Annotated in this window: 16 protein-coding genes and 1 tRNA gene; 4 read left to right on the top strand and 13 right to left on the bottom strand. The window is 65.4% G+C overall.

All coding sequences use genetic code 11. From position 1 onward, the window contains the following. The first annotated feature begins 62 nt into the window (after positions 1 to 62). On the top strand, positions 63 to 353 hold the full coding sequence (locus ACVZTU_RS09915; RefSeq protein WP_482400319.1) for a YciI family protein: 291 nt from the start codon (positions 63 to 65) through the stop codon (positions 351 to 353). 132 nt (positions 354 to 485) lie between these two features. On the opposite strand, the gene ACVZTU_RS09920 is transcribed toward ACVZTU_RS09915, so the two are convergent. From ACVZTU_RS09920 to rpsA, 5 genes are all read right to left on the bottom strand, one after another. Then, entirely contained in the window at positions 486 to 1544 is a 1059-nt protein-coding gene (locus ACVZTU_RS09920; protein WP_139908084.1) for a TerC/Alx family metal homeostasis membrane protein, read from the bottom strand. Between the two features lie 186 nt (positions 1545 to 1730). Further along, positions 1731 to 3863 (bottom strand): excinuclease ABC subunit UvrB, encoded by a 2133-nt coding sequence (gene uvrB / locus ACVZTU_RS09925; RefSeq protein ID WP_229663933.1) that lies wholly within the window; start codon positions 3861 to 3863, stop codon positions 1731 to 1733. A 90-nt stretch (positions 3864 to 3953) separates the two neighbouring features. Next, a complete protein-coding gene (coaE, locus tag ACVZTU_RS09930) occupies positions 3954 to 5129 on the bottom strand; it encodes a dephospho-CoA kinase (protein ID WP_482400320.1) in 1176 nt (391 codons plus the stop codon). A 9-nt stretch (positions 5130 to 5138) separates the two neighbouring features. Continuing rightward, complete coding sequence (locus ACVZTU_RS09935; RefSeq protein ID WP_482400321.1) at positions 5139 to 7034, bottom strand: hypothetical protein; 1896 nt, start codon at positions 7032 to 7034, stop codon at positions 5139 to 5141. After that, positions 7012 to 8496 (bottom strand): 30S ribosomal protein S1, encoded by a 1485-nt coding sequence (gene rpsA / locus ACVZTU_RS09940; RefSeq protein ID WP_139467300.1) that lies wholly within the window; start codon positions 8494 to 8496, stop codon positions 7012 to 7014. The genes ACVZTU_RS09935 and rpsA overlap by 23 nt, the downstream gene beginning before the upstream one ends. A gap of 206 nt (positions 8497 to 8702) precedes the next feature. Here rpsA and ACVZTU_RS09945 point away from each other — a divergent pair, with 206 nt between their 5' ends. Then, a complete protein-coding gene (locus tag ACVZTU_RS09945) occupies positions 8703 to 9542 on the top strand; it encodes a class I SAM-dependent methyltransferase (RefSeq protein ID WP_139467301.1) in 840 nt (279 codons plus the stop codon). 23 nt (positions 9543 to 9565) lie between these two features. On the opposite strand, the gene ACVZTU_RS09950 is transcribed toward ACVZTU_RS09945, so the two are convergent. Together ACVZTU_RS09950 and polA are read right to left on the bottom strand one after the other, a co-directional pair. After that, positions 9566 to 9805 (bottom strand): DinB family protein, encoded by a 240-nt coding sequence (locus ACVZTU_RS09950; RefSeq protein WP_218973598.1) that lies wholly within the window; start codon positions 9803 to 9805, stop codon positions 9566 to 9568. Between the two features lie 178 nt (positions 9806 to 9983). Continuing rightward, positions 9984 to 12647, bottom strand: coding sequence for a DNA polymerase I (polA, locus tag ACVZTU_RS09955; protein WP_434589614.1), 2664 nt, complete (start codon positions 12645 to 12647; stop codon positions 9984 to 9986). A gap of 42 nt (positions 12648 to 12689) precedes the next feature. Here polA and ACVZTU_RS09960 point away from each other — a divergent pair, with 42 nt between their 5' ends. After that, positions 12690 to 13151 carry a PaaI family thioesterase gene (locus ACVZTU_RS09960; protein ID WP_139467304.1) on the top strand — a complete coding sequence of 154 codons (462 nt, stop codon included), beginning with the start codon at positions 12690 to 12692 and terminating at the stop codon, positions 13149 to 13151. Positions 13152 to 13288: 137 nt separating this feature from the next. On the opposite strand, the gene ACVZTU_RS09965 is transcribed toward ACVZTU_RS09960, so the two are convergent. Further along, a complete protein-coding gene (locus tag ACVZTU_RS09965; RefSeq protein ID WP_373284070.1) occupies positions 13289 to 13909 on the bottom strand; it encodes an ANTAR domain-containing response regulator in 621 nt (206 codons plus the stop codon). Positions 13910 to 14101: 192 nt separating this feature from the next. Between ACVZTU_RS09965 and ACVZTU_RS09970 the strand changes: the two genes are divergently transcribed. Continuing rightward, a tRNA-Leu gene (locus tag ACVZTU_RS09970) sits at positions 14102 to 14183 on the top strand. A 74-nt stretch (positions 14184 to 14257) separates the two neighbouring features. Here ACVZTU_RS09970 and ACVZTU_RS09975 read toward each other — a convergent pair. The 5 genes from ACVZTU_RS09975 to gltB form a co-directional block, all read right to left on the bottom strand. Continuing rightward, the gene (locus tag ACVZTU_RS09975) at positions 14258 to 14818 is read right to left on the bottom strand and encodes a GNAT family N-acetyltransferase (RefSeq protein WP_482400322.1); all 561 of its coding nucleotides are present in this window, start codon (positions 14816 to 14818) and stop codon (positions 14258 to 14260) included. Continuing rightward, positions 14775 to 16148: a dicarboxylate/amino acid:cation symporter gene (locus tag ACVZTU_RS09980; protein WP_259356794.1), complete on the bottom strand. Its 1374-nt coding sequence runs from the start codon at positions 16146 to 16148 to the stop codon at positions 14775 to 14777. The genes ACVZTU_RS09975 and ACVZTU_RS09980 overlap by 44 nt, the downstream gene beginning before the upstream one ends. A gap of 218 nt (positions 16149 to 16366) precedes the next feature. Continuing rightward, positions 16367 to 17914: a pyruvate kinase gene (gene pyk, locus ACVZTU_RS09985; protein WP_434589623.1), complete on the bottom strand. Its 1548-nt coding sequence runs from the start codon at positions 17912 to 17914 to the stop codon at positions 16367 to 16369. Positions 17915 to 18040: 126 nt separating this feature from the next. Continuing rightward, positions 18041 to 19498: a glutamate synthase subunit beta gene (locus tag ACVZTU_RS09990; protein ID WP_482400323.1), complete on the bottom strand. Its 1458-nt coding sequence runs from the start codon at positions 19496 to 19498 to the stop codon at positions 18041 to 18043. Then, positions 19491 to 24185, bottom strand: coding sequence for a glutamate synthase large subunit (gltB, locus tag ACVZTU_RS09995; RefSeq protein ID WP_482400324.1), 4695 nt, complete (start codon positions 24183 to 24185; stop codon positions 19491 to 19493). The genes ACVZTU_RS09990 and gltB overlap by 8 nt, the downstream gene beginning before the upstream one ends. Positions 24186 to 24331: the final 146 nt, after the last annotated feature.

A 24331-nucleotide genomic window follows, 5' to 3' on the forward strand; every position in this document is an offset into this window, starting at 1 on the left:
GATGCACAGACCTTTCCGATTAGACTGATTCCATCCTATTGCTCGACACCGAGGAGTCACATATGCCGGTCTTCGCCGTCACCTACCACTATGGTCCCGATACTGATACGCGGATGGAACACCGCCCCGCGCATCGCCGCTGGCAGGCGGAGCTGAATGAGACCGGTACGATCCTCGCCTCCGGTCCCCTGGACAACGATCCGCAGCCGGGAGGGCTGCTGATCCTCCGCGCCGCCGACCGGGCGGAGGTCGAAGGCCACCTCGCCGCCGATCCCTATGCCTCGCTCGGTGTCATCGAGGCGACGGACATCCGCGAGTGGACTCCCGTGTTCGGCCCCTTCGCCCAGGGCTGAGGGCCGCACTGCCGGTCCGGGTCTGCCGGGACCGGGAAGACACGAGCGGGGTCCGTCTCGAGAGATCGAGACGGACCCCGCTCGTTCTGTGCCGACACCGAGGCGGTGTCAGCGCGACCGGGTCCGATCGGCTCAGGCCTCTTCGGATTCGTTCGAGCTGACGTCCTTGAAGGAGATGCCGTCCTTCTTCATCTTCACGAGTGAGGCGACCGTGGCCACCACCATGGCGAGGACGATGACGGTCAGGGACAGCCACGTCGGCACCTCGGGGATCGAGTGACCCCACGAGAGGAACTCCCAATCGCTCGAATGCAGAGCATGGATGATGAGCTTGACCCCGATGAAGCCGAGGATCGCGGCGATTCCGTAGTGGAGGTAGACGAGCTTGTCGACGAGTCCCCCGAGCAGGAAGTACAGCTGACGCAGTCCCATGAGGGCGAACACGTTCGCGGTGAACACGAGGAACGCATTCTGAGTGACGCCGAAGATCGCGGGAATCGAGTCGAGCGCGAACATCACATCGGTCGAGCCGATGGCGATGAACACGATGAACATCGGAGTCCAGTACTTCTTGTTGTCGTCGAGGGTCACCCGCAGCTTGTTGCCGTGGTATTCGTCGACGACGTTGATCCGCTTGCGCAGGAACCGGATGAGACCGTTTTCGCCGTCGCCGTCGTCTTCGGAGCTGAAGGCCTGCCGGTAGGCGACGATGAGGAGGAAGATGCCGAAGATGAAGAAGACTTCGACGAAGGCGCTGATGATCGCCGCACCCGCGAGGATGAAGATGCCGCGGAAGATGATGGCGATGATGATGCCGACCATGAGCACTTCCTGCTGGTACTTCCGCGGTACCGAGAAGCTGCCCATGATGATGATGAAGACGAACAGGTTGTCGATGCTCAACGAGTACTCGAGCAGCCAGCCGGTGAGGAACTCGCTGCCGTGCTGGGCATCGCCGATGGCGAAGAGCGCGCCGGCGAAGACCAGAGCCAGGGCGACGTAGAAGGCGACCCAGATGCTCGCTTCCCGCATCGACGGGGTGTGTGGTCGCTTGACGACCAGCAGGAGGTCGAAGACGAGGATCGCAACGACGATGATTCCCGAGGTGATCATGAACCAGACGGGAATCGGAGATTCGCTCGCAGCAGCGGCGTTGCCGCCGGCCGCGAGCGTGGAGGACAGAATATCCATGGATGCCTTTCGTGGTGAACAGGATGTATCCAGGTCGAAAGTCTCTCCCACGCGGTGATGCTGCGTGCGCTCCGCGGCCGGACCCCTTGTGGGGTCGTGGTGACGACCGCGGATGGACGGGATACTCCCTTTCGCCAGCACACCAGTATAAACACGCGAGCATCACTCGCGCGTCACCGGTGCGGATCAGGCGTGCCCGGCCTCCTTCATCTGGCGCAGCTCCTGCTTGAGGTCGGCGAGCTCGTCGCGCAGTCGTGCGGCGAGTTCGAACTGCAGCTCCGCGGCGGCCGAATGCATCTGCGAGGTCAGCGATTCGATGAGTTCGGTGAGGTCGGCCGCCGGCGGGCGCAGCGAACCGGGTTTGCCGGCGGCTTCCCTCTGTTCGTCGGTCAGGGTCGAGTTGTAGCCGCGCTTGCCCTTGCCGTAGTCGAATTCGGTGAGCAGCTCTCGAGTGTCCTCGTCCTCACGCTGCAGTCGTTCGGTGATGTCGGCGATCCGCTTGACCAGCGGGGCAGGATCGATTCCGTGCTCTTCGTTGTAGGCGATCTGGATGGCGCGCCTGCGGTCGGTCTCGTCGATGGCGGTGCGCATCGAATCCGTGATCGTATCGGCGTACATGTGCACCTGGCCGTTGAGGTTACGTGCGGCACGACCGATCGTCTGGATGAGCGATGTCGACGACCGGAGGAAGCCTTCCTTGTCGGCATCGAGGATCGCCACCAGCGAGACCTCGGGAAGGTCGAGACCCTCACGCAGGAGGTTGATGCCGACCAGCACATCGAATTCGCCCGCACGCAGCTCTGTGAGCAGCTCCACACGTCGCAGAGTGTCGACATCGGAATGGAGGTACTGGACCCGGATATCGTGTTCGAGCAGGTAGTCGGTGAGATCTTCGGCCATCTTCTTCGTCAGCGTCGTCACGAGCACACGTTCGTTCGCGTCGACTCGGGTCTTGATCTCGTCGAGGAGATCATCGATCTGCCCCTTCGTCGGCTTGACCTTGATCTCGGGGTCGACGAGTCCGGTGGGGCGGATGATCTGCTGGACGTACCCGTTGGCGTTGCCGAGTTCGAAGTTGCCGGGTGTGGCCGACAGATACACGCTCTGTCCCACGCGCTCCCGGAACTCGTCGAACTTCAGCGGCCGGTTGTCCATGGCACTGGGCAGGCGGAATCCGTGTTCGACGAGGGTGCGCTTGCGCGACATATCGCCTTCGTACATTCCGCCGATCTGCGGGACCGTGACATGGGACTCGTCGATGACGAGCAGGAAGTCCTCGGGGAAGTAGTCGAGCAGGCAGTTCGGTGCCGAACCGGGATCGCGGCCGTCGATGTGCCGGGAGTAGTTCTCGATGCCGGAGGTGAAACCCATCGACTCCATCATCTCGAGGTCATAGGTCGTGCGCATCTTCAGCCGTTGGGCTTCCAGCAGCTTGTTCTGCGATTCGAACTCGCTCAGCCGCTTCTGCAGTTCGTCCTCGATGCCGCTGATCGCGGTGGCCATCCGGTTCTCACCGGCGACGTAGTGGCTGGCCGGGAACACGTGGATGGTGTCCTCGTCGCGCACGATCTCGCCCGTCAGCGGGTGGAGGGTCTGCAGCGATTCGATCTCGTCGCCGAAGAATTCGATCCGCAGCGCGAGCTCCTCGTACTGCGGGATGATCTCGACGGTGTCTCCTCGCACGCGAAAGGTCCCGCGGGTGAAAGCCATATCGTTGCGGGCGTACTGCATCGACACGAAGCGTTTGAGCAGTTCGTCCCGATCGCATTCGTCGCCCTTGTGAAGGGTGACCATCCGATCGACGTATTCCTCAGGAGTGCCGAGACCGTAGATGCACGACACCGTCGAGACCACGACGACGTCGCGTCTGGTGAGCAGCGAGTTCGTGGCCGAGTGCCGGAGACGTTCGACTTCGTCATTGATCGAGGAGTCCTTCTCGATAAACGTGTCAGTCTGCGGCACATAGGCTTCCGGCTGGTAGTAGTCGTAGTAGGAGACGAAGTACTCGACCGCGTTGTTGGGCAGCAGCTGTCGGAACTCGTTCGCCAGCTGCGCGGCGAGAGTCTTGTTCGGCGCCATGATCAGGGTCGGTCTCTGCACCTGCTCGATGAGCCATGCCGTCGTCGCCGACTTGCCTGTGCCGGTGGCACCGAGGAGGACGATGTCCCGCTCACCCGCGTCGAGCCGGTCGGAGATCTCTCGGATCGCCGTCGGCTGGTCACCGGAGGGAGAGTACTCGGAGACGACCTCGAACGGCGCCACCTCGCGGGTGACGTCGGGGCGGTGGCCGATCGCTGGCAGGGGGCGTTCTGAGCTCATAGTCCAACCCTAGCCCCCGCCCCTGACATTGGGCAGACCGGAGTCGGAACGGCAGCCTCGGCGAAATGCCTGCCGACATGTGTCAGCGTGTCAGTCGAAGCTGTCGGGCACCAGTCGGCGGCGCATCTGCAGGAAGTACGGTTCCTTCGATTCCGCATATGTTCGTATCATCTGCCCGTTCGTCCCGCCCGCAGCCTTGGCTTCGGCCAAACGGTCTCTCTTCAACTCGAGGTAACGGTCCCGCTCCCCCGTGTCCGCGATCAGCAGGTCACGGAACGCGCGCGCGAAGCGCACACCGACCGAGTCCGCGGTGCGCACATGCAGATTGACGGCGCGGCCCGGGTCCGTGTTCGCGTGGAACCATTTCCCTTCGGTCGACTCTTCGCCGAGGTGGTCGCTCATCTCGGCTCCCGGGTAACCGAGTTCGGCCAGTCGGGGTGCCAGCTCCCTGGCGGCGGTGAGATCGGGGACGAGGAGCTGCAGATCGATGACGTCCTTGGCGGGCAGTCCCGGCACAGAGGTGGAGCCGATATGTTCGATGGCGAACTCCTCGCCCGTGCCGTGTCGCAGCTTCCTGATCGCTCTCTGCGCGTCACCGATCCAGTCGGCATGCGCGGGATCGACGAGTTCGAGGGCTGCCTTCGGTGCCCGCTGCCCGGACGCGAGATTGGCGGAGAAGGGCCGGATCCGCGATTCGATGAGCCGGGCGACCGCGGCCTTCGTCTCTTCGACGGGACCGGAGTTGTCGATGATGACATCGCAGGCTGCTCGGCGGGTGTCGTCATCGGCTTGGCGGGAGATCCGTGCGGCGGCATCGTCGCGGTCCATTCCACGGGAGTCCATGAGCCGCTGCAGGCGCACTTCGGCGGGCACGTCGACGAGGAGATTGAGGTGGTAGGCCGGTGTCATGTCGTTCTCGACGAGCAGCGGGACGTCGTGGACGACGATCTCGGCGTCGGCGTGTCTGGCGAAGTGTTCGGCGGTGCGGTCCCGGATCGCCGGATGCATGAGGCCGTTGAGCCGTGCTGTGTGCTCGGAATCGACGAAGGCTGCCGCGGCCAGTGCCGGCCGGTCGAGCGAACCGTCGGAGTGCAGCACCTGCGGCCCGAAGGCCTCGGCTAGTTTCTCGAGCAGCGGCTGTCCGGGTTCGACGACTTCGCGGGCGATCCTGTCGGCGTCGACGAGCACCGCCCCGTGTTCGACGAGCATTGCGGACACCGTTGACTTTCCGGCGCCGATTCCGCCGGTGAGACCGATTCTCAGCATGGGATCATCCTACTGATCCAGTCGGTAGACCCGCACTCCCTCATCGGCGAAGATCGGATCTCCGACGGCGGCATCGAGGAATGCTGCATAGTCTCCCTCACCTCCCGGCAGAAGCGGAGCCTCGGGAGCGAGGACGATGAAGTCGACCCCGGTCTCCCTCAGTTCGGCGATCGCCGAGGCGACTTCCGAGCTTTCCGCGCCCGGCATTGGCTCGCCGTCGAAGACGGAGCCGTGCAGGAGTTCGTCGAGGGCATCTTCGGGGGCGGAATAGGTCACCGCTGATTCCGGGCTCGAGCCGATGAAGTAGCCGCCGGTCTCGCGGTAGCCGAATCCGCTGACCGACTGCCACACCATGGCTTCGTCGGCGTGAGGCTCGGCCCATGCGAGGGGGCGGGGGAAGGTCTTGACGACGGATCCGGCGGGGATCACCTCGGCGATGGAGTGCTCGTAGAAGTCTGGAACTGTCACCTCATGTGCGGTCTGCGGAGCGGGAAGGATGGCCACGGCAGCGAGGACGAGCAGGATGAGGAGGGCGCGGGCGCGAAGCAGCTTCCGGTGGTTCAGCGCCCACTGAAGGCCGATTCCGAGCACGGCGAAGAGCGCGATCGTCGAGTGGAGGACGAGCCGCATGGGCAGGATGTTGTTGAGTACGGGGATGGCTTCGATGAGCGCGAACGGACCGGTCGCGAGGGCGATTCGGCCGCCGAGGAGGATCGGTGAGCCGAGTGCCAGCAGGCCGACGAGGATGCCGGTTGCGGCGGCGATGCGCACCGGCACCGCGTGTGCGGACCGGTGGGCGAGGCCGAGAACGATGAGCACAGCCGCCGCCAGAGCTGGTGCGCCGACGTAGGCGCCGAGTTCGGCGGGGTCGATCTCCATGATTCGGGGCAGAGGAGACACTCCGGAACTCAGCCAGGCCGGGGCTGCGGGCAGGATCGGGTCGAGCAGGTCGGTGTTCCATACTCCGTGTGGGCGGATGGCGCCCTGTGGGGCGTTCGGTCCGGACATGGTCACCAGCAGCGGGATCGCACACAGCATGGCGATACAGCCGGCGACTGCGGAACCGAGACCGAGGGCGACCCATGACCGGGCGCGGTAGAGGCGGCGTCCGAAGACGGCGAGGCTGGCCAGGAAGCAGAGTGCGGCGAGGAAGGTTCCGGCCAGAACTTCGGTGGAGACGTAGAACTGGAAGCCGAGGAGGAGCCCGAACCCTCCTCCGAGCAGCCACAGGCGACGGCTGCGCAGCAGAGAACGGCCGGGATCCACCTGTGTCGCGCGGCCGAGGTCGAGGAGAGCGAGGATCGCCCAGGCGGTCAGGGGCGGGGTGACGATATAGGCGAGGTTCGGGTGGCCGCCGAGCTGGGCGATGACATAGCTGGAGAAGCCGACTCCGGCAGCGGCGATGAAAGCGGGCAGGCGGTCGAGGAAGCGGCGGAAGAGCACAGCTGTGGCCAGGCTGCCGAGCACCGGGAAGGCGAGGATGAGGAGGTTGTAGCTCACGATGGGGCCGGCCACCCACGTCACGGGAGCGAGCAGGATCGCAAACCCTGCGAGCGAGGTGTTCCAGGCTCCGTTGACTCCCCCGCCGAGGGCGTTCATCGATTCCGTGTACAGCAGGCCGCCGGTTTCTCCTGGTCCGAATCCGAGGATGTCTGCGAGAACCTGCGCGCCGTGCCCGAGCCACCAGATGAACAGTGAGGTGTCGTCGTTGGAGGCGACGACGCTGCCGCCGGGGTCCGCGGCGACGGAGCCGAAGACGGTCAGGCTGCCGACACAGAGGATGAGGGTGTACCACAGCCACGGGCGCAGGCGTGCCCGAGCCGTGGGGGCATACAGAAAGGGCTCCCGGCCTTCCGACCGGGAGCCCTTCTGGTGGCTGCTATCAGCTGCCTGCAAGCTTCTCACGCAGGGCTGCAAGAGCTTCGTCGCTGGCCAGGGTGCCCTCATCGCTCGCCTCTTCGGAGGAGAACGATCCGGTGGCCGGAGCGGCTTCGGCAGATCCGACGGCATCGGCTGCGGAGGCCTCGGCATCCGCTGCGATGGCCTTGGCGACCTGCTTCTTGTGCTCTTCCCAGCGTTCCTGAGCGGCGGCGTACTGCTGCTCCCAGGTCTCGCGCTGAGCTTCGTAGCCCTCGACCCATTCGTTGGTCTCGGGGTCGAAGCCCTCGGGGTACTTGTAGTTGCCGTCCTCGTCGTACTCCTGCGGCATGCCGTACAGAGCGGGGTCGAGGAACTCTTCGGCCTCGGGGTCGACGCCTTCGTTCGCCTGCTTCAGCGACAGCGAGATGCGGCGGCGTTCGAGGTCGATGTCGATGACCTTGACGTAGATGGTCTCGTCGACCGAGACGACCTGCTCGGGCAGATCCACGTGCCGCACGGCCAGCTCGGAGATGTGGACGAGGCCTTCGATGCCGTCTTCGACGCGCACGAATGCACCGAACGGAACGAGCTTGGTGACCTTGCCCGGCACGATCTGTCCGATGACGTGCGTGCGAGCGAAGTGCTGCCAAGGATCTTCCTGGGTGGCCTTGAGCGACAGCGAAACGCGCTCACGGTCCATGTCGACGTCGAGAACCTCGACGGTGACTTCGTCGCCCACGGTGACGACCTCACCCGGGTGATCGATGTGCTTCCAGGACAGTTCGGAGACGTGGACGAGTCCGTCGACACCACCGAGGTCGACGAACGCACCGAAGTTGACGATGGAGGACACGACACCAGGACGGACCTGGCCCTTCTGCAGGGTCTGCAGGAAGTCGTGACGGACGGCCGACTGGGTCTGCTCGAGCCAGGCACGGCGCGACAGGACCACGTTGTTGCGGTTCTTGTCGAGCTCGATGATCTTGGCTTCGACCTGCTGGCCGATGTAGGGGGCGAGGTCGCGGACGCGGCGCATCTCGACGAGGGACGCGGGCAGGAAGCCGCGCAGTCCGATGTCGACGATCAGGCCGCCCTTGACGACCTCGATGACGGTGCCGGTGACAACGCCGTCGTCTTCCTTGATCTTCTCGATGTCGCCCCAGGCACGCTCGTACTGAGCGCGCTTCTTCGACAGCATGAGACGACCCTCTTTGTCTTCCTTCTGAAGAACGAGGGCTTCGATTTCGTCCCCGACCTCGACGACTTCGCCGGGATCGACATCGTGCTTGATGGAAAGCTCACGTGCGAGGATGACGCCTTCCGTCTTGTATCCGATGTCGACGAGGACTTCGTCACGGTCGACCTTGACGACTTCGCCCTCAACGATGTCGCCATCGTTGAAGTACTTGATGGTCTCATCGACGGCGGCGAGGAAATCCTCAGCGGTTCCGATGTCGTTGACAGCGACCTGCTTCGGCTGCACCGATTCCGGCGTGGTGGTGGTCATATAGGTAGGGACTCCGATGGAATATTGGTCCAGATCCGGTACCCTGGCGACAGGTCGTGTAAGTTGCCGCAAGAACCGAATCCGGTCTCGATTGCGAATTTGGACTTGTATGCACAGGCGCATACGGTTGTCAATGCTAGCACCTTTTCGGGTGTGAATGCACGCCGAAGAGACGAATCATCACCACCTGGGGCCACGGAGGAACCATGAGCGAAGGAACTGACGGAGCCGAGGTCATCAGCGGTGGCTATCTCCCGATCGACGAAGAGGCTTCCGTCCGGGCCAATCGCAGCTATTGGGACAACTCGGCCGAGGAGTATCTCGCCGAACACGGCACGTTCCTCGGGGCTTCGGATTTCATCTGGTGTCCGGAGGGAATTCACGAATCCGATGTGCGCCTCCTCGGCGATGTCGCCCGGAAGCAGGTTCTCGAGGTCGGCTGCGGTGCCGGTCAGTGCTCCCGGTGGCTGGCCGAGCAGGGCGCGATCACCACAGGTGTCGACGTCTCCGCCGGAATGCTCGAGCAGGCCTCGCGTCTGCAGCGCGAACATCCCCTGAGCGCCGAGGCGACTCCCCCGACGTTCCTCCTCGCCGATGCCCGACAGCTGCCGTTCGCATCGAACAGCTTCGATCGCGCGTTCTCCTCCTACGGCGCCCTGCCCTTCGTCAAGGACGCCGAGGTCGTCTTCGCCGAGGTGGCGCGAGTGCTGCGCAACGGCGGACAGTGGGTCTTCTCAACGACTCACCCGATGCGGTGGATGTTCCCCGATGTTCCGGGTGAGGCCGGCCTGACGGTTGAGTACTCGTACTTCGATCGCACTCCGTACGTCGAGCTGTCCTCGGACGGTCAGCCGGTCTACGCCGAGCATCACCGGACGATGAGCGATTGGGTCCGTCTCCTCGTCGAAGCCGGCTTCACGCTCGATTCGGTGACCGAACCCGAATGGCCCGAGGAGAATCGGACCGCTTGGGGCGGCTGGTCACCGCTGCGCGGTGCGCTCATGCCCGGCACCGCGATCTTCTCCACCACCCTGACCAAGGACTGACGGGGCCGGAACGGGGACGATCCTCAGCCGAGGACTGTGAAGTCCTCGGCCAGTCCCCCGCGCCCGGTCAGCCCGGCGAGCACTGAACTGCCCTTTCCGCTCTGCATCGCCAGCCCCGCTGCGATCGCCAATGATTCCCGAAGCGCGGCCTCCGGAACAAGTGGTTCGGCACCGAGTGTCGTGGCGATGTCGATGCCGTGGACGACGAGCTCGAAGGTCCGTGTGCGCCTCCCCCGAGGCGACGCAGCGTTCGCGGACGACATCATCGACTCCCGGCTGGGGCAGGACCGCGCAACTCACCCGTCGCGCTCTCGTTCAAGCGCTAGCGCGGACGTCGTGTGGTACACGGCGCGCAAACTGCGGGGACGCTTGAACGAGCGTGGGCGAGATCGTTCTCTGCGCTTGCGCTTGAACGAGTTCGACGGGACAGCGGGCAGCAGCTCAGTGGGCGGCGGCGTGCCAGGAGCGTCCGGTGCCGACGTTGACGTCCAGAGGCACATCGAGTTCGAACGCCGACCCCATCTCCTCCGTGACGATCGTCTTCACCTCATCGATCTCTTCCGGACGGACGTCGACGATGATCTCGTCATGGACCTGCAGCAGCATCGGCGAGCGGAGGCCGTCCAGACGGGCGGCCACCTTGAGCATGGCGATCTTCATGATGTCGGCTGCCGAACCCTGGATCGGAGCGTTGAGTGCGGCGCGTTCGGCCATGTCCCGCAGCTGCCGACGGTCGCTGTGCAGCGCCGGCAGATAACGACGACGGCCCATGATGGTCTCCGTGAACCCCTTGGCGCGAGCCTGCTCGACGATGTCGTCGAGGTAGTCCTTGACTGCACCGAAGCGTTCGAAGTACTGGTCCATCAGCCCCTTGGCTTCATCGACGCCGATCGCAAGCTGCCGGGAGAGGCCGTAGGCGGAGAGCCCGTACACCAGCCCGTAGGACATGGCCTTGACCTTCGAGCGCATCTCGGAGTCAACCTCGTCGATGCCGACTCCGAAGACCTTCGAGCCGACATAGGAGTGGAGATCCTCGCCGTCCTTGAACGCCTGGATGAGCGCGGCATCGCCGGACAGATGAGCCATGATCCGCATTTCGATCTGCGAGTAGTCGGCGGTGAGCAGAGTCCCCTCAGCCACCTCGGGGTCGGCGATGAAGATGTCTCGGATGCGGCGGCCTGATTCGGTCCGCACTGGAATATTCTGCAGGTTCGGGTCCAGGGACGAAAGCCGTCCGGTGGCGGCCACGGTCTGCTGGTAGGTGGTGTGGATGCGGCCGTCGTCGGCAACAGTCTTGAGCAGTCCGACGACGGTCTGCTTGAGCTTCGTCGAATCCCGGTAGGCCAGCAGGTGTTGGAGGAAGGGGTGTTCGGTCTTGACGAACAGTTCGGCCAGGGCGTCGGCATCGGTCGTATAGCCGGTCTTCGTCCGCTTGGTCTTGGGCATATCGAGTTCGTCGAAGAGCACGGTCTGCAGCTGTTTGGGAGAACCGAGGTTCACCTCGTGGCCGATCGCCTCATAGGCCTCGCCCGCGCTGGCTTCGGCCTGTTTCGTGAATTCGTCGATGAGGTTCGACAGTCCGGTCTCGTCGACCGCGATCCCGGTCGCTTCCATGCGCGCGAGCACGGGCACGAGCGGCAGTTCGATCTCGCGATAGACCTGCGTCATGTTCGCGTCCTCGACGGCCTTCGCGAGCACCTCGTGGACCTCGAGCAGGGCGGCGGCGCGTTGGCCGTGCGTGGTCACCGCGGCATCGGAGTCGAGGTCGAGGGCGAGCTGTCCGGAATCAGCCTCGGGTTCGCTGAGATCGATTCCGGCACGGTCGGCGGCGATCTGACCGAGTTCGTAGGACCGGGCATCGGGAACGAGGAGGTAGGCAGCCAGGGCCGTGTCCCCGGCGATATCCGTCACGGACAGTCCCATCGACTCCCACGCTTTGATCTGCAGCTTCGAGCTGTGGAGGATGAGCGAATGCCCGCCCAGGGCGGAACCGAGCGCGCCGACGGCCTTCTGCCCCGCCTCGGCGAGGTCGACGACCCAGGCCCGGCCGGGTTCGGCGGAGACCGCCAGGGTCCGTGCCTGACCGTGGCCGAGCTCGAAGGAGGCGTCGGAATCGAGCGCCAGCACATCGTGGTCGGCGATCTTCGTCAGCAGAGTGTCGACGTCGACGGTCTCGATGTTCGTCTCGCGTGCCGGTGCCGGCTCGGACTCGGCTCCGGCCTCGGGGAAGATCGCGGCCAAACGCTTGCCGAGGGCCTGGAACTCGAGTTGGTCGAACAGGCTCGACAGCTCGGCCGGGTCGCCTTCGCCCCAGGCCAGGTCGTCGAACTCCAGTCCCAAGTCGACGTCGTCGAGGAGGCGGTTGAGTCGGTAGTTCCGCTCCACCTCGCTGATATGGTCGCGCAGCTTCTCACCGACCTTGCCGCCGATCTTGTCGGCGTTGTCCAACACCCCGGGCAGATCGCCGTGTGCGGTGAGCCATTTCGCGGCGGTCTTGTCACCGACTCCGGGCACACCGGGCAGATTGTCGGCCTTCTCACCGACGAGCGCGGCCAGCCCCCGGTAGTTCGCGGGGCTCACCCCGTACTTCTCCTCGACCGCGGCCGGCGTCATCCGGTTGAGATCGCTGACTCCACGTTTCGGGTAGAGGATCGTCACCCGGTCGGAGGCGAGCTGGAACGAATCTTTGTCTCCGCTCATCACCTCGACGAACGAGCCGGCATCCGTGCCCATCTTCGCCATCGTGGCCAGAGCGTCATCGGCCTCGAAGCCCTCCTTCGTCACCACCCGGATGCCCATCGCCGTGACGATGTCCTTGATGAGGTCGATCTGCGGGTGGAACTCGGGTGGAGTCTTCGCCCGTCCGGCCTTGTAGTCGGGGTATTCCTCGAGGCGGAAGGTCTGGCGTCCGAGGTCGAAGGCCACGGCCACATGGCTGGGCTCTTCGTCGCGGAGGACGTTGATGAGCATGGAGATGAAGCCGTAGATGGCGTTCGTCGTCTGGCCGGTGCTGGTGGAGAAGTTCTCGACCGGCAGGGCGTGGAATGCCCGGTAGGCCAGGGAGTGTCCGTCGATGAGCAGGAGGGATTCGTTTGAGTGACTCACATGGCATAGCCTAGCGTTCGAAGCTGACTTGAAGGAGAACCGATGCTGCGTCCCGACGTGTCCCTGACCGCTCACACCTCCCCTGAGGAGATCGACACGCTGCTCGGGCAGCTGCGCACGCCGGGGTCCGGGGGTGAGCTGGCCGAGAGGATGGGAATCGAGTTCGTCGAGCTCGCTCACGATCATGTCGTGGCCACCGCTCCGGTCGTCGGCAATCGGCAGCCGATGGGTCTCTTCCACGGAGGCGGCCACGTCGTTCTCGCCGAATCCCTGGCGTCGATGCATTCGTATCTGCTCTCCGGCGGTAAGAACGTCGTCGGGGTCGATCTCAACGCCACTCACCTGCGTGCCGCGCGAGAGGGCGTGGTGACCGGTCGCGCCGAGGTGCTCCACCAGGGACGCACGATCGTCTCCCATGAGGTCAAGATGACCGACGAGGCGGGGCGCCTGCTCTCGATCGTGCGGATCACGAATATGATCCTGAAGACCGAGCCGAAGGGCTGAGGCACAGCGCCGCCTCGGCGAAAGTCCACAGCGAAAGCCGAAAGTCCACAGCGAAAGCAGAGGGCCGGCGAATCCATCTCGGGATTCGCCGGCCCTCTCGGGTTCCGGGTCCGGACCGTGACCGGTCCGGGAGGTGATTACTTCTTCGTGCCGATCTGCTTGAGCACGGTCTCAGCGACCTCGCGCATCGTCAGGCGACGGTCCATCGAGGTCTTCTGGATCCAGCGGAAGGCTTCGGGCTCGCTCAGACCCATGGAGGTCTGCAGCAGGCTCTTGGCGCGCTCGACGAGCTTGCGGGTCTCGAAGCGTTCGGTGAGATCGGAGATCTCGGACTCGAGCGAGCTGATCTCGGCATGACGCGAGAGCGCGATCTCCAGGGCCGGGATGAGGTCGGCCGAGGTGAACGGCTTGACGACATAGGCCATGGCACCCGCATCGCGGGCCCGCTCGACGAGCTCCTTCTGCGAGAAGGCGGTGAGCAGCACGACCGGCGCGATGCGAGCCCTGGCGATGCGCTCGGCGGCGGAGATTCCGTCGAGGATGGGCATCTTGATGTCCATGACGACGAGGTCCGGGCGCAGCTCCTCAGCCAGGCGGATGGCGGATTCGCCGTCCGCCGCCTCACCGACGACGTCATAGCCGACCTCGCGGAGCATTTCTACGATATCGAGACGAATCACGGCCTCGTCTTCGGCCACGACTACGCGGCGGACCGGCACGGACTCATCTGAAGTTGATTCTTCGCTGTTTGAAAGCACGGCACCAGTCTAGACCAGGCGCTCAGCGTCATGGCCAGCGGACCCGGAAGTTTATTCTGTGAGGGTGGCCACGGGCGGTGACGGTGGCCACCGGAGGGCATCCTCGGCGGGTGGCGATTGTGCAATCGGTCCGCGCGCGCAGTAGAATCGTCCCCGTTGCACAGGCGGTCCTGACAGGACAGCTCGCAACGCGCCGGATTGGCGGAATCGGTAGACGCGGTGCACTCAAAATGCATTGTCGAAAGACGTGCGGGTTCGAGTCCCGCATCCGGTACGGACGAAGGCACTGTCGAACGTGATGTCGACAGTGCCTTCTGTGTTTCCCGGGAAGCGATGGACGACCGAAATTCAGCGGGCCGCGCGCAGGTCGAGGGAGTACAGCAGCGTGTCGTAACGCTTCTCCCCCACCGCCACGAAGTCCGGGAGTCGTCCGTATCGGGTGAAGCCGAGGGATTCATAGAGGCCGATGGCGGCCGCATTGTCTCCGCGCAGGTCGAGAGTGACCACTTCCGTGCCGTGACGACTCGCCGCCCGAATGAGCGCCTCCATCAGCTTCCTGCCCGCGCCCTGACCTTGGGCGTCCGGGGCGACGGCCACCTTTTCGATGTCGACATGCGGGCGGAACGTCGGGCGAGTGTACCGATTCCAGTACGCGAAGCCGGTGACATCGGTTCCGGTGCGAGCGATTGCCGCAGCGGAGTCCCCGGCGTCAGTCCCGGCGGCCAGGCGGCCGACGAGATCCGCGATCTCCTCGACAGACGGAGCTGAGACCCAGCCGAGAGCGGCACCTGCATCGACGAGGTGGCCGAGCAGCGATGTCACCTGCAGGACATCGTGCTCGGCCACCCCCTCGGCGGGGAGGAGATCAACTCTGACTGCGGGCGTCCTCGGTGCGGGTCTCGTCGACATCTGCGTCCTCCTCGGTCGGAACGTAGCCGTTGATGCGCGGGGCATCGTAGCGTTCGACGTCCAGGATCTCATGCCGCTTGGCCACGATGGCCGGGACGAGTGCCTGACCGGAGACGTTGAGCGCGGTGCGGCCCATGTCCACGATCGGCTCGATGGCCAGCAGCAGTCCGACGCCCTCGAGGGGCAGACCCAGGGTCGACAGGGTCAGGGTGAGCATCACGGTCGCACCTGTCGTGCCGGCAGTTGCGGCCGAGCCGATGACGGCGACGAAGATGATGAGCAGGTACTGGATGAGGGAGAGATCGATGCCGAAGAACTGGGCGACGAACACGGCAGCGATGGCCGGATAGATCGCAGCGCAGCCGTCCATCTTCGTCGTCGCACCGAAGGGCACGGCGAAGGCGGCGTAGGAGTGGGGCACCCCGAAGTTGTCGGTGGCGACCTTCTGCGTCACGGGCATGGTGCCGATCGACGACCGGGAGACGAAGCCCATCTGAGTGGCCGGCCAGACTCCGGAGAAGTACTGGCGCACCGACAGTCCATTGGCGCGAGCCAGGGCCGGATAGACGATGAAGAAGACGATCGCGAGGCCGATGTAGACGGCGACGACGAACCACAGCAGCGAGCCCATCGTCGACCAGCCGTAGGAGTTCACTGCGTTGCCGATGAGGCCGAGCGTGCCGATCGGGGCGATGCGCACGATCCACCAGACGACCTTCTGGACCACGGCCAGGGCCGCCTCGGTGAACTGGAGGAACGGCTCTGCGGCCTTGCCGACCTTGACCGCGGCGATGCCGATGGCGCCGGAGACGATGATGAGCTGGAGGATGTTGAAGTTGACCTCGGAGGTCATGACTCCGGCGTCATCGGGTGCGGTGGCCACCTCGAGCCCGAGGAAGTTCACCGGGATCAGTCCGGTGAGGAAGCCCAGCCAGCTGCCCTGGGAGTCTGGCGCACCGGCGTTGAGCGAAGCGGCATCGGCGTGGGCGCCGGGCTGCATGACGATGCCGATGATGAGTCCGAGGACGACGGCGATGAGAGCGGTGAGGGCGAACCACAGCAGGGTCGACATCGCCAGCCTGGCGGCGTTGGTGACCTTGCGCAGGTTGCCGATGCTCGCGATGATCGCGGTGATGACCAGTGGGACGACGGCGGCCTTGAGCAGTGTGACATACGACGAGCCGATGGTGTCCAGGGTCTGGCCGAGCCAGTTGTCAGCGGTGTCGCTGACCGGTCCCCATGAGCGGGCGATGAGCCCGAGGATGACACCGGCGACGAGTGCGATGGTCACCTGCACTCCGAAGGACTTGCTCCACGCGGGCAGTCTCATTGAATTCCTCTCCTAGCGGGTCCTCCCCTGGCAGATCCGCAGGGAGGATTAGGCAACAGAGAGCACAACTGTTGAGCAATCCGCAAAATTCCCCGGCCACCTGTGATCTGTCTCGCAGTTTGGAATCGGTCCACGCTCGGCCCCGGACACAGAGACGCCGGCGGCGCCCGCCCCGTGATCATGGGGCAGGCGCCGCCGGCGTTTGAGCCTCGTAGCGGTCAGTGGCGGGGAGAGTGGCCCTCGCGCACGATCGGCACTTCACGGGTGATCGGCGCTTCAGCCACGACTCCGTATCCGGCCAGCGGGTCCTCCTCGGAATCCGAGGCATCCTGATAAGCGGCCGTCACACCCTTGGCGGCATCACCGATGGTATGGATGCGCAGGGCGTTCGTCGAACCGGGGATCCCGGGAGGCGAACCGGCCACGAGGATGCTCTGATCGCCTTCGCGGGCGGTGCCGTCCGCGAGCAGAACTGCGTCGACCTGACGCGCCATCTGGTCGGTGTGGCGCACGGTCTTCACGAGGTACGGGCGCACTCCCCAGGTCAGCGCCAGCTGGTGGCGGACCTGCGGGTCGGGCGTGAAGCCGAGGATGGGCCAAGCAGGGCGCAGCCGCGACATGCGCCGCACGGAGTCGCCGGTCTGTGAGAAGGTGCACAGGAGGTCGATATCGAGCTGCTCAGCAATCTGCACAGCAGCGGCGGTGACGGCTCCGCCCTTCGTGTGCGGGACGGTGCCCAGTGCCGGGATCCGCTCGAGACCGTGCTCTTCGGTGGAGCCGATGATCCGGCTCATCGTCCGGATCGCCTCGACCCAGTGCGCACCGACCGAGGTCTCACCGGAGAGCATGAGCGCATCGGCGCCGTCGAGGACGGCGTTCGCGCAGTCGCTGGCCTCGGCGCGGGTGGGCCGCGGCGCATCGATCATCGTCTCGAGCATCTGCGTGGCCACGATGACGGGCTTGGCCTGCTGGCGGGCGATCTCAACGGCCCGCTTCTGCACGATCGGCACCTGTTCGAGCGGCAGTTCGACGCCGAGGTCGCCGCGGGCGACCATGATTCCGTCGAAGGCATCGATGACCTCGTCGAGCTGGTCGACGGCCTGCGGCTTCTCGAGCTTGGCGATGACCGGAGCCGTGATGCCGACCTCGTCCATGACCGCGCGCACATCGTTCATGTCCTCGGGGCTGCGGACGAAGGACAGGGCCACCCAGTCGAAGCCGAGCTGAAGTCCCCATTTGAGATCGTCGACGTCCTTCTCCGACAGGGCGGGGACGGAGACCGGGACCCCGGGGAGGTTGATGCCCTTGTGGTTGGAGATGGTTCCGCCGATCTCGATCTCGGTGACCACGTCGGTGTCGGTCACCTCGGTGGCGCGCAGGCGCAGGCGCCCGTCGTCGATGAGCAGCGGATCACCCACGGACACGTCTTCCGCCAGGGTCGGCAGGGTCGTGGATACGAGCTCTGCGGTGCCGGGGACGTCGCGGCTGGTGATGGTGAAGGTAGCCCCTTCGACGAGCTCTTCCTTCCCGTTGGCGAAGGTGCCCACGCGGATCTTCGGACCCTGCAGGTCCAACAGGACGGCGACAGGGCGTCCGGTGTCGAGGGCGGCCTGGCGGACCCAGGCGAACTTCTCTTCGTGCTCTTCTCGCTTTCCGTGGCTCAGATTGAATCGGGCGACATCGACGCCCTCATCGACGAGCTCGCGGATCTCTTCATAGGAGTTCTGGTTCGGACCTAAAGTTGCGACTATCTTTGCACGCCTCATACGCTCCACCCTACCTAAAGTCTCAGCGGGCGGTTTCCACCGCTCTACGCTGGTCACGGGCGGTGAGAGTGCGGCACTTCGCTGTGCCGCCCCACCGCCCTTTCTCAATTCCTGACATGCATTATCTTAGCATTTGAACCCTTCGTCGGTGGGCCGCACGGGTGCCGGAAGTCGCGTCGACCCGGTCAGGAACCGGTCGACTTCCGCGGCCGCGGCACGGCCTTCCGCAATGGCCCAGACGATGAGCGACTGTCCGCGTCCGGCATCGCCGGCGACGAAGACTCCCGGCTGCGCCGCATAGTCCTCGGCCCGACCGAATGCCCCACCTGCACCGGCTTCGAGATCGATCTGCGCGGTCTCCGGTCCGCTGAATCCCAGTGCCAGCAGCACGAGATCGGCGGGGATGACGTGCTCGGTGCCCGGTGTCGGGATGCGGCGGCCGTCGGCGAACTGCGTCTGTGCGACCTCGATTCCGCACACCTTGCCCGAGTCGTCTCCGACGAACCGCGTCGTCGAGGCCAGATACCGCCTGGTTCCGCCCTCCTCGTGTGAGGATTGGACCTCGAAGATCCGCGGCACCGTCGGCCACGGCGAGTCGGCACCGCGGTCGACCGGCGGCTGGGCGCCGATGGCCAGGGTCGTCACCGAGGCGGCTCCCTGGCGCAGAGCCGTGCCCAGGCAGTCCGCTCCGGTGTCGCCGCCGCCGATGATGACGACGTGCTTGCCGGCCGCATCGATGAACGGTGCCGAGTCTGCCGCCGAGGCCGCGTCGGACGCCTGTGCCCGGTTGGACGGTACGAGGTAGTCCATCGCGAATTCGATTCCGTCCAGTCCGCGCCCGGAAAGCTCCATATCGCGCGGCACGGTGGCTCCGGTCGCCACCAGCACCGCGTCGAAGCGAGTCTGCAGTGCGGCGAAGTCGATGTCGCGGCCGATCTCGACTCCGGTTTCGAACCGAGTGCCTTCGGCACGCATCTGGGTCAGGCGGCGGTCGATATGGTGCTTCTCGAGTTTGAAGTCCGGGATGCCGTAGCGCAGCAGTCCGCCGAGGCGGTCCTCGCGTTCGAAGACGACGACCGTGTGCCCGGCTCGGGTCAGCTGCTGAGCGGCGGCGAGTCCGGCCGGTCCGGAGCCGATGACGGCGACGGTGTGCCCGGTGATCCGGTCGGGGACGACGGGGGTGATGAGTCCGGCGGCGAATCCGTCGTCGACGATGGAGACTTCGACCTGTTTGATCGTCACGGCGGGTTGGTTGATGCCGAGCACGCAGGCGTTCTCACACGGTGCCGGGCAGGCCCGGCCGGTGAATTCGGGGAAGTTGTTCGTCGCGTGGAGCAGTTCCACGGCGCGGGAGAGCTCCCCGCGATACATGGCGTCGTTGAACTCCGGAATGAGGTTGCCCAGCGGACATCCTTGGTGGCAGAAAGGCACTCCGCAGTCCATGCAGCGAGAAGCCTGTCGGCGCAGCTGTGCCGGATCACCCTTTTCGTAGACCTCGGAGTAGTCCATGAGCCGGATCGGCACGGGCCTGCGGGCAGGGAGTTCGCGTTCGGTGGTGGTGAGGAATCCTCGCGGATCAGCCATGTGCGGCCTCCAGAATGGTCTGCCAGGTGTTCTCGGAATCGGCGGTTTCGCCGCTGTTCTCGAGCTCTTCCTGGATGTCTTTGATTCGCGCATAGGCGACGGGAATGATCTTGGTGAAACGGGACAGGATGTCCTGCCCGCGGTCGAGTCCGGCCAGCAGTTCGCCGGCCAGCGGAGAACCGGTCGCCGCGACATGGTCGCTGAGCAGTCTCTGCAGGATCGGCACATCAGAGTCGCCGATGCCGCCGAATCTGAAGACGCCCGCGGCTCGTTCCTTCGGGTTGAGTCGACTGGGGTTGAAGTCGAGGACGAAGGCCGTGCCTCCGGACATTCCGGCCGCGAAGTTGCGTCCGGTGGGTCCGAGGATGACCGCCACTCCCCCGGTCATATATTCGAGTCCGTGATCTCCGATGCCTTCGACGACGGCTTCGACGCCCGAGTTGCGTACGAGGAATCTCTCGCCGACCGTTCCGGACAGGAATATCGACCCGGACGTCGCACCGTAGCCGATGACGTTGCCGGCGATGACGTTGTGTTCCGGTCGGGTGGAGTTCTCCGGGCGCGGCGCGACGCTGATCGTGCCGCCCGACAGTCCCTTCCCGACGTAGTCATTGGCGTCGCCGCGCAGATCGATGCTCACACCGCGCGGCATGAAGGCGCCCAGGGACTGGCCGGCTGTGCCGTTCAGGGATACGCGCACGGTTCCCGAGGGCAGCCCGTCCGCGCCGTGGGCCTGAGTCACTCGGTGGCCCAACAGGGTGCCGACCGACCGGTCCGTATTCTCCACCTCGGCGTTCAGGTGCACCGGGGAGCCGGCAGCGACAGCCGCTCCTGCCTGCTCCAGCAGTCGAACGTCGAGTTCGCCCGCGAAGTCACGTGGTGTGCGCGCCTGGCTCACCCTCGCCGAGGCGGGAGCGCCGTCGAGATCGGTCGGAACCGTCAGGATCGGGGTCAGGTCGAGATCCAGTCCCGAGGCGGCCGCCCGATCTGCGTCGATGCGCAGACGTTCGACGGCGCCGATCGCCTCGTCGAGGCTGCGCAGTCCCAGCTGTGCGAGGTAGCCGCGGACCTCCTCCGCGATGAAAGTGAAGAAGTTCACGACATGGTCGGCCTGACCGTGGAACCGTTCGCGCAGCTTCGGGTTCTGCGTGGCCACGCCGACCGGGCAGGTGTCCTGGTGGCAGACCCGCATCATGATGCATCCGGAGACGACGAGGGCGGTGGTGGCGAAGCCGAATTCCTCGGCCCCGAGCAGTGCGGCGATGATGACGTCGCGACCGGTCTTCAGCTGCCCGTCGACCTGGACGCTGATCCGTTCGCGCAGACCGTTGAGCACAAGGGTCTGCTGGGCTTCTGCCAGTCCGAGCTCCCACGGGGTTCCGGCGTGTTTGAGCGAGTTGAGCGGGCTGGCACCCGTGCCCCCGTCATGGCCGGAGATGAGCACGACATCGGCTCCGGCCTTCGCCACTCCGGCGGCCACCGTGCCGACTCCGATTCCGGAGACGAGTTTGACGTGGACGCGGGCGGCCGCATTGGCCCGACCGAGGTCGTGGATGAGCTGAGCGAGGTCTTCGATGGAATAGATGTCGTGATGCGGAGGCGGCGAGATGAGACCGACTCCGGGAGTGGCGTGGCGGGTCTTCGCGATCCACGGGTACACCTTCTCCCCCGGCAGCTGACCGCCTTCGCCGGGCTTGGCACCTTGGGCCATCTTGATCTGCAGGTCGTCGGCGGCGGTGAGGTAGTGGCTGGTGACACCGAACCGACCGGAGGCGATCTGCTTGATCGCCGACCGACGCTCCGGGTCGAGCAGGCGCTCGGTGTCCTCGCCGCCCTCGCCCGTATTCGACTTTCCGCCGATCCGGTTCATCGCGATCGCCAGCGTCTCGTGCGCTTCGGCCGACAGCGAGCCGTAGCTCATGGCCCCGGTGGAGAACCGGCGCATGATGGCTTCGGCGGGTTCGACCTCGGAGATGTCGATCGGACCCGATTCGGTCGGGACCAGGTCGAAGAGCCCGCGCAGAGTCATCAGCTCGGCGGACTGTTCGTCGACGGCACGCGTGTACTGCCGGAAGATGTCGAAGCGACCGGTGGCCGTCGAATGCTGCAGTTTGAAGATCGTCTCCGGGTTGAACAGGTGCCCCGGGCCTTCCCTCCGCCACTGGAATTCTCCGCCGACGAGCAGGTTCCGGTGAGCCGGACGCGGATGGTCCTCACGATAGGCATCGGCGTGCCGCGCCGTCGTCTCGGCCGCGATGTCGTCCAGCGTCTTGCCGCCGAGCTGATGCGGGGTCGAGGTGAAGTGCTCATCGATGACCGAATCCGCCAGTCCGAGAGCCTCGAAGGTCTGCGCCCCGTGGTAGGACTGGACGGTCGAGATGCCCATCTTCGACATGATCTTCAGCAGGCCCTTATTCAGCGCCGTGAGCACATTGGCCACGGCCGCTTCGGCGCTGATGCCTCGGATCCGTTCGGACGTGACAAGATCCTCGGCCGATTCCATGAGCAGATACGGGTTGACCGCCGAGGCGCCGAAGGACACGAGCGTGGCTGCATGGTGGACCTCGCGAACATCTCCGGCCTCGACGATGATGCTCACCTGCGTGCGGCTGCGCTCGCGGACGAGGTGGTGGTGCAGGGCCGAGGTGAGAAGCAGCGACGGGATCGGCGCGTATTCCGAGTTCGACTCCCGGTCCGTGAGGATGAGGAACACTGCGCCCTCGGCGACCGCGGCGCTCGCCTCCGCGCAGAGGTCGGCGAGGCGAGAAGCCATCGCGTCCTCACCGGCGCCGACCGGGTACAGACCCGACAGCGTCACCGAGGGGCGGGTGATTCCCTCGCCGAGGTGGCTGCCGGACAGGTGCGCGATCGCCGTGAGCTCGTCGTTGTCGATCACCGGCCGCTCGAGCAGGATATGTGCGGAGTCCGGCCCGGTGGAGCACAGCAGGTTGCCTTCGCGGCCGATTCCGGCCGACATGCTCGTGACGATGTCCTCGCGGATGGAGTCCAGCGGCGGGTTCGTCACTTGGGCGAAGTTCTGGTGGAAGTGGTCGAAGAGCAGCCGGGGGCGGGTACTCAGCGCCGCGATCGCGGTGTCGCTGCCCATCGCGCCCAGCGGCTCGGCCCCGGTTTCGGCCATCGGGGCGATGAGCACACGCAGCTCTTCCTCCGTGTATCCGAAGGTCCGCTGTCGTCTCCGAACCGAGGCGCCGGGGTGGCTGACGTGGACGCGGGTGGGCAGTTCGGCCAGTCGGGTGGCCGAGGCGTCGACCCATTCCCGGTAGGGATGTTCGGTGGCGAGGCTGTTCTTGATCTCCGTGTCGGAGATGATGCGTCCGGCCTCCACATCGACGAGGAACATCCTGCCGGGGGTCAGTCGTCCGCGGGCGGTGACTTCGGCTTCGGGCAGGTCGACGACTCCGGCTTCGCTGGCGAGCACGACGGTGTCCTCGGTCATGATGTACCGGGCCGGGCGCAGGCCGTTGCGGTCGAGCACGGCTCCGGCGAGTCGGCCGTCGGTGAAGGCGACGCAGGCCGGCCCGTCCCAGGGCTCCATGAGCAGCGAGTGGTATTCGTAGAAGGCCCGCCGCTCCTCGGACATGGCCGGGTTGTTCTCCCAGGCTTCGGGAATCATCATCAGCATGGCCTGCGGCAGCGACCGGCCGGAGGCGACCATGAGTTCGAGGACCGAGTTGAAAGAGGCGGAGTCCGAGGCTCCGGCAGGAATGATCGGGAAGATCCGCTCGAGTCCCTTGGACGTCCCTGCGACCGGAGATTCGAGGAGGTCGCTGGCCAGGGCGGATTCGCGTGCCTGCATCCAGTTCCGGTTGCCGCGCACCGTGTTGATCTCGCCGTTGTGGGCGATCGTGCCGAACGGCTGTGCCAGCTGCCAGGAGGGAAAGGTGTTCGTGGAGAACCGGGAGTGGACGAGAGCGATCGCCGAGGTGAGGCGTTCGTCACCGAGTTCGGTGAAGAAGCGGTCGAGCTGGGCGGTGGAGAGCATTCCTTTGAACGTCAGCGTCGTCGGCGACAGCGACGGGAAGTAGAGGCCGGCGTTGTCGAGTCGCTTCCGCACGATGAACGCCCGGCGAGCGAGATCGTTCTCATCACGGGCGGGATGGTTCTCATCACAGCCGAAGAACACGTAGCGCATGGCCGGCATGGTCTCGGCGGCGATCCGACCGAGCACTCCGGGGTCGACAGCCGCGGATTCCACGTGGAGGACCTGCAGTCCTTCTTCCGCGGCGATCCTGGACACGAGCGCGTCCTGGTCGACGCCTGCGGCGTCGACGCCGAAATCGGGCTGCGTCTCCTTGGTCAGCGGAGCGGTGGCGGCGTTGAGATCGGCGGCGTAGTCCTGAGCGAAGAAGCCGATGCCCATGGCATAGCTGCCCGGCGCCGGAAGAGAGATTCCGGATTCGCCGAGAACGGCGGCGAAATAGTCGTGCGGGATCTGGATGGTCAGTCCGGCACCGTCTCCGGTCCCATCGTCGGAACCGATTCCGCCGCGGTGTTCGAGCCTGCGCAGAGCGTCGAGGGCCTGGGTGATGACCGTGTGGTCGGCTCCGCCTCTGTAACGGGCGATGAGGGCCAGACCGCAGTTGTCGTGTTCGAGCGCCGGATCGTAGAGCCCGATGCGGCCAGGTGGGGCCGTGGTCTTGGGGGTCGACTGAGCGCTGTGGTTCATATACTGCCTTCTCGGTGTTGAGTGCTTCCCGAAAAGACGGCGCTGTCCTCTGCGGTTTGGACGAGTCCGGAAAGGGTGTCCCCGGACCCGGCTGTGAGATGACTCTCACAGCCGGAGTATCAACTTACACCATGTGCAATTTGAGA

Source organism: Brevibacterium sp. OS20, assembly GCF_056837565.1.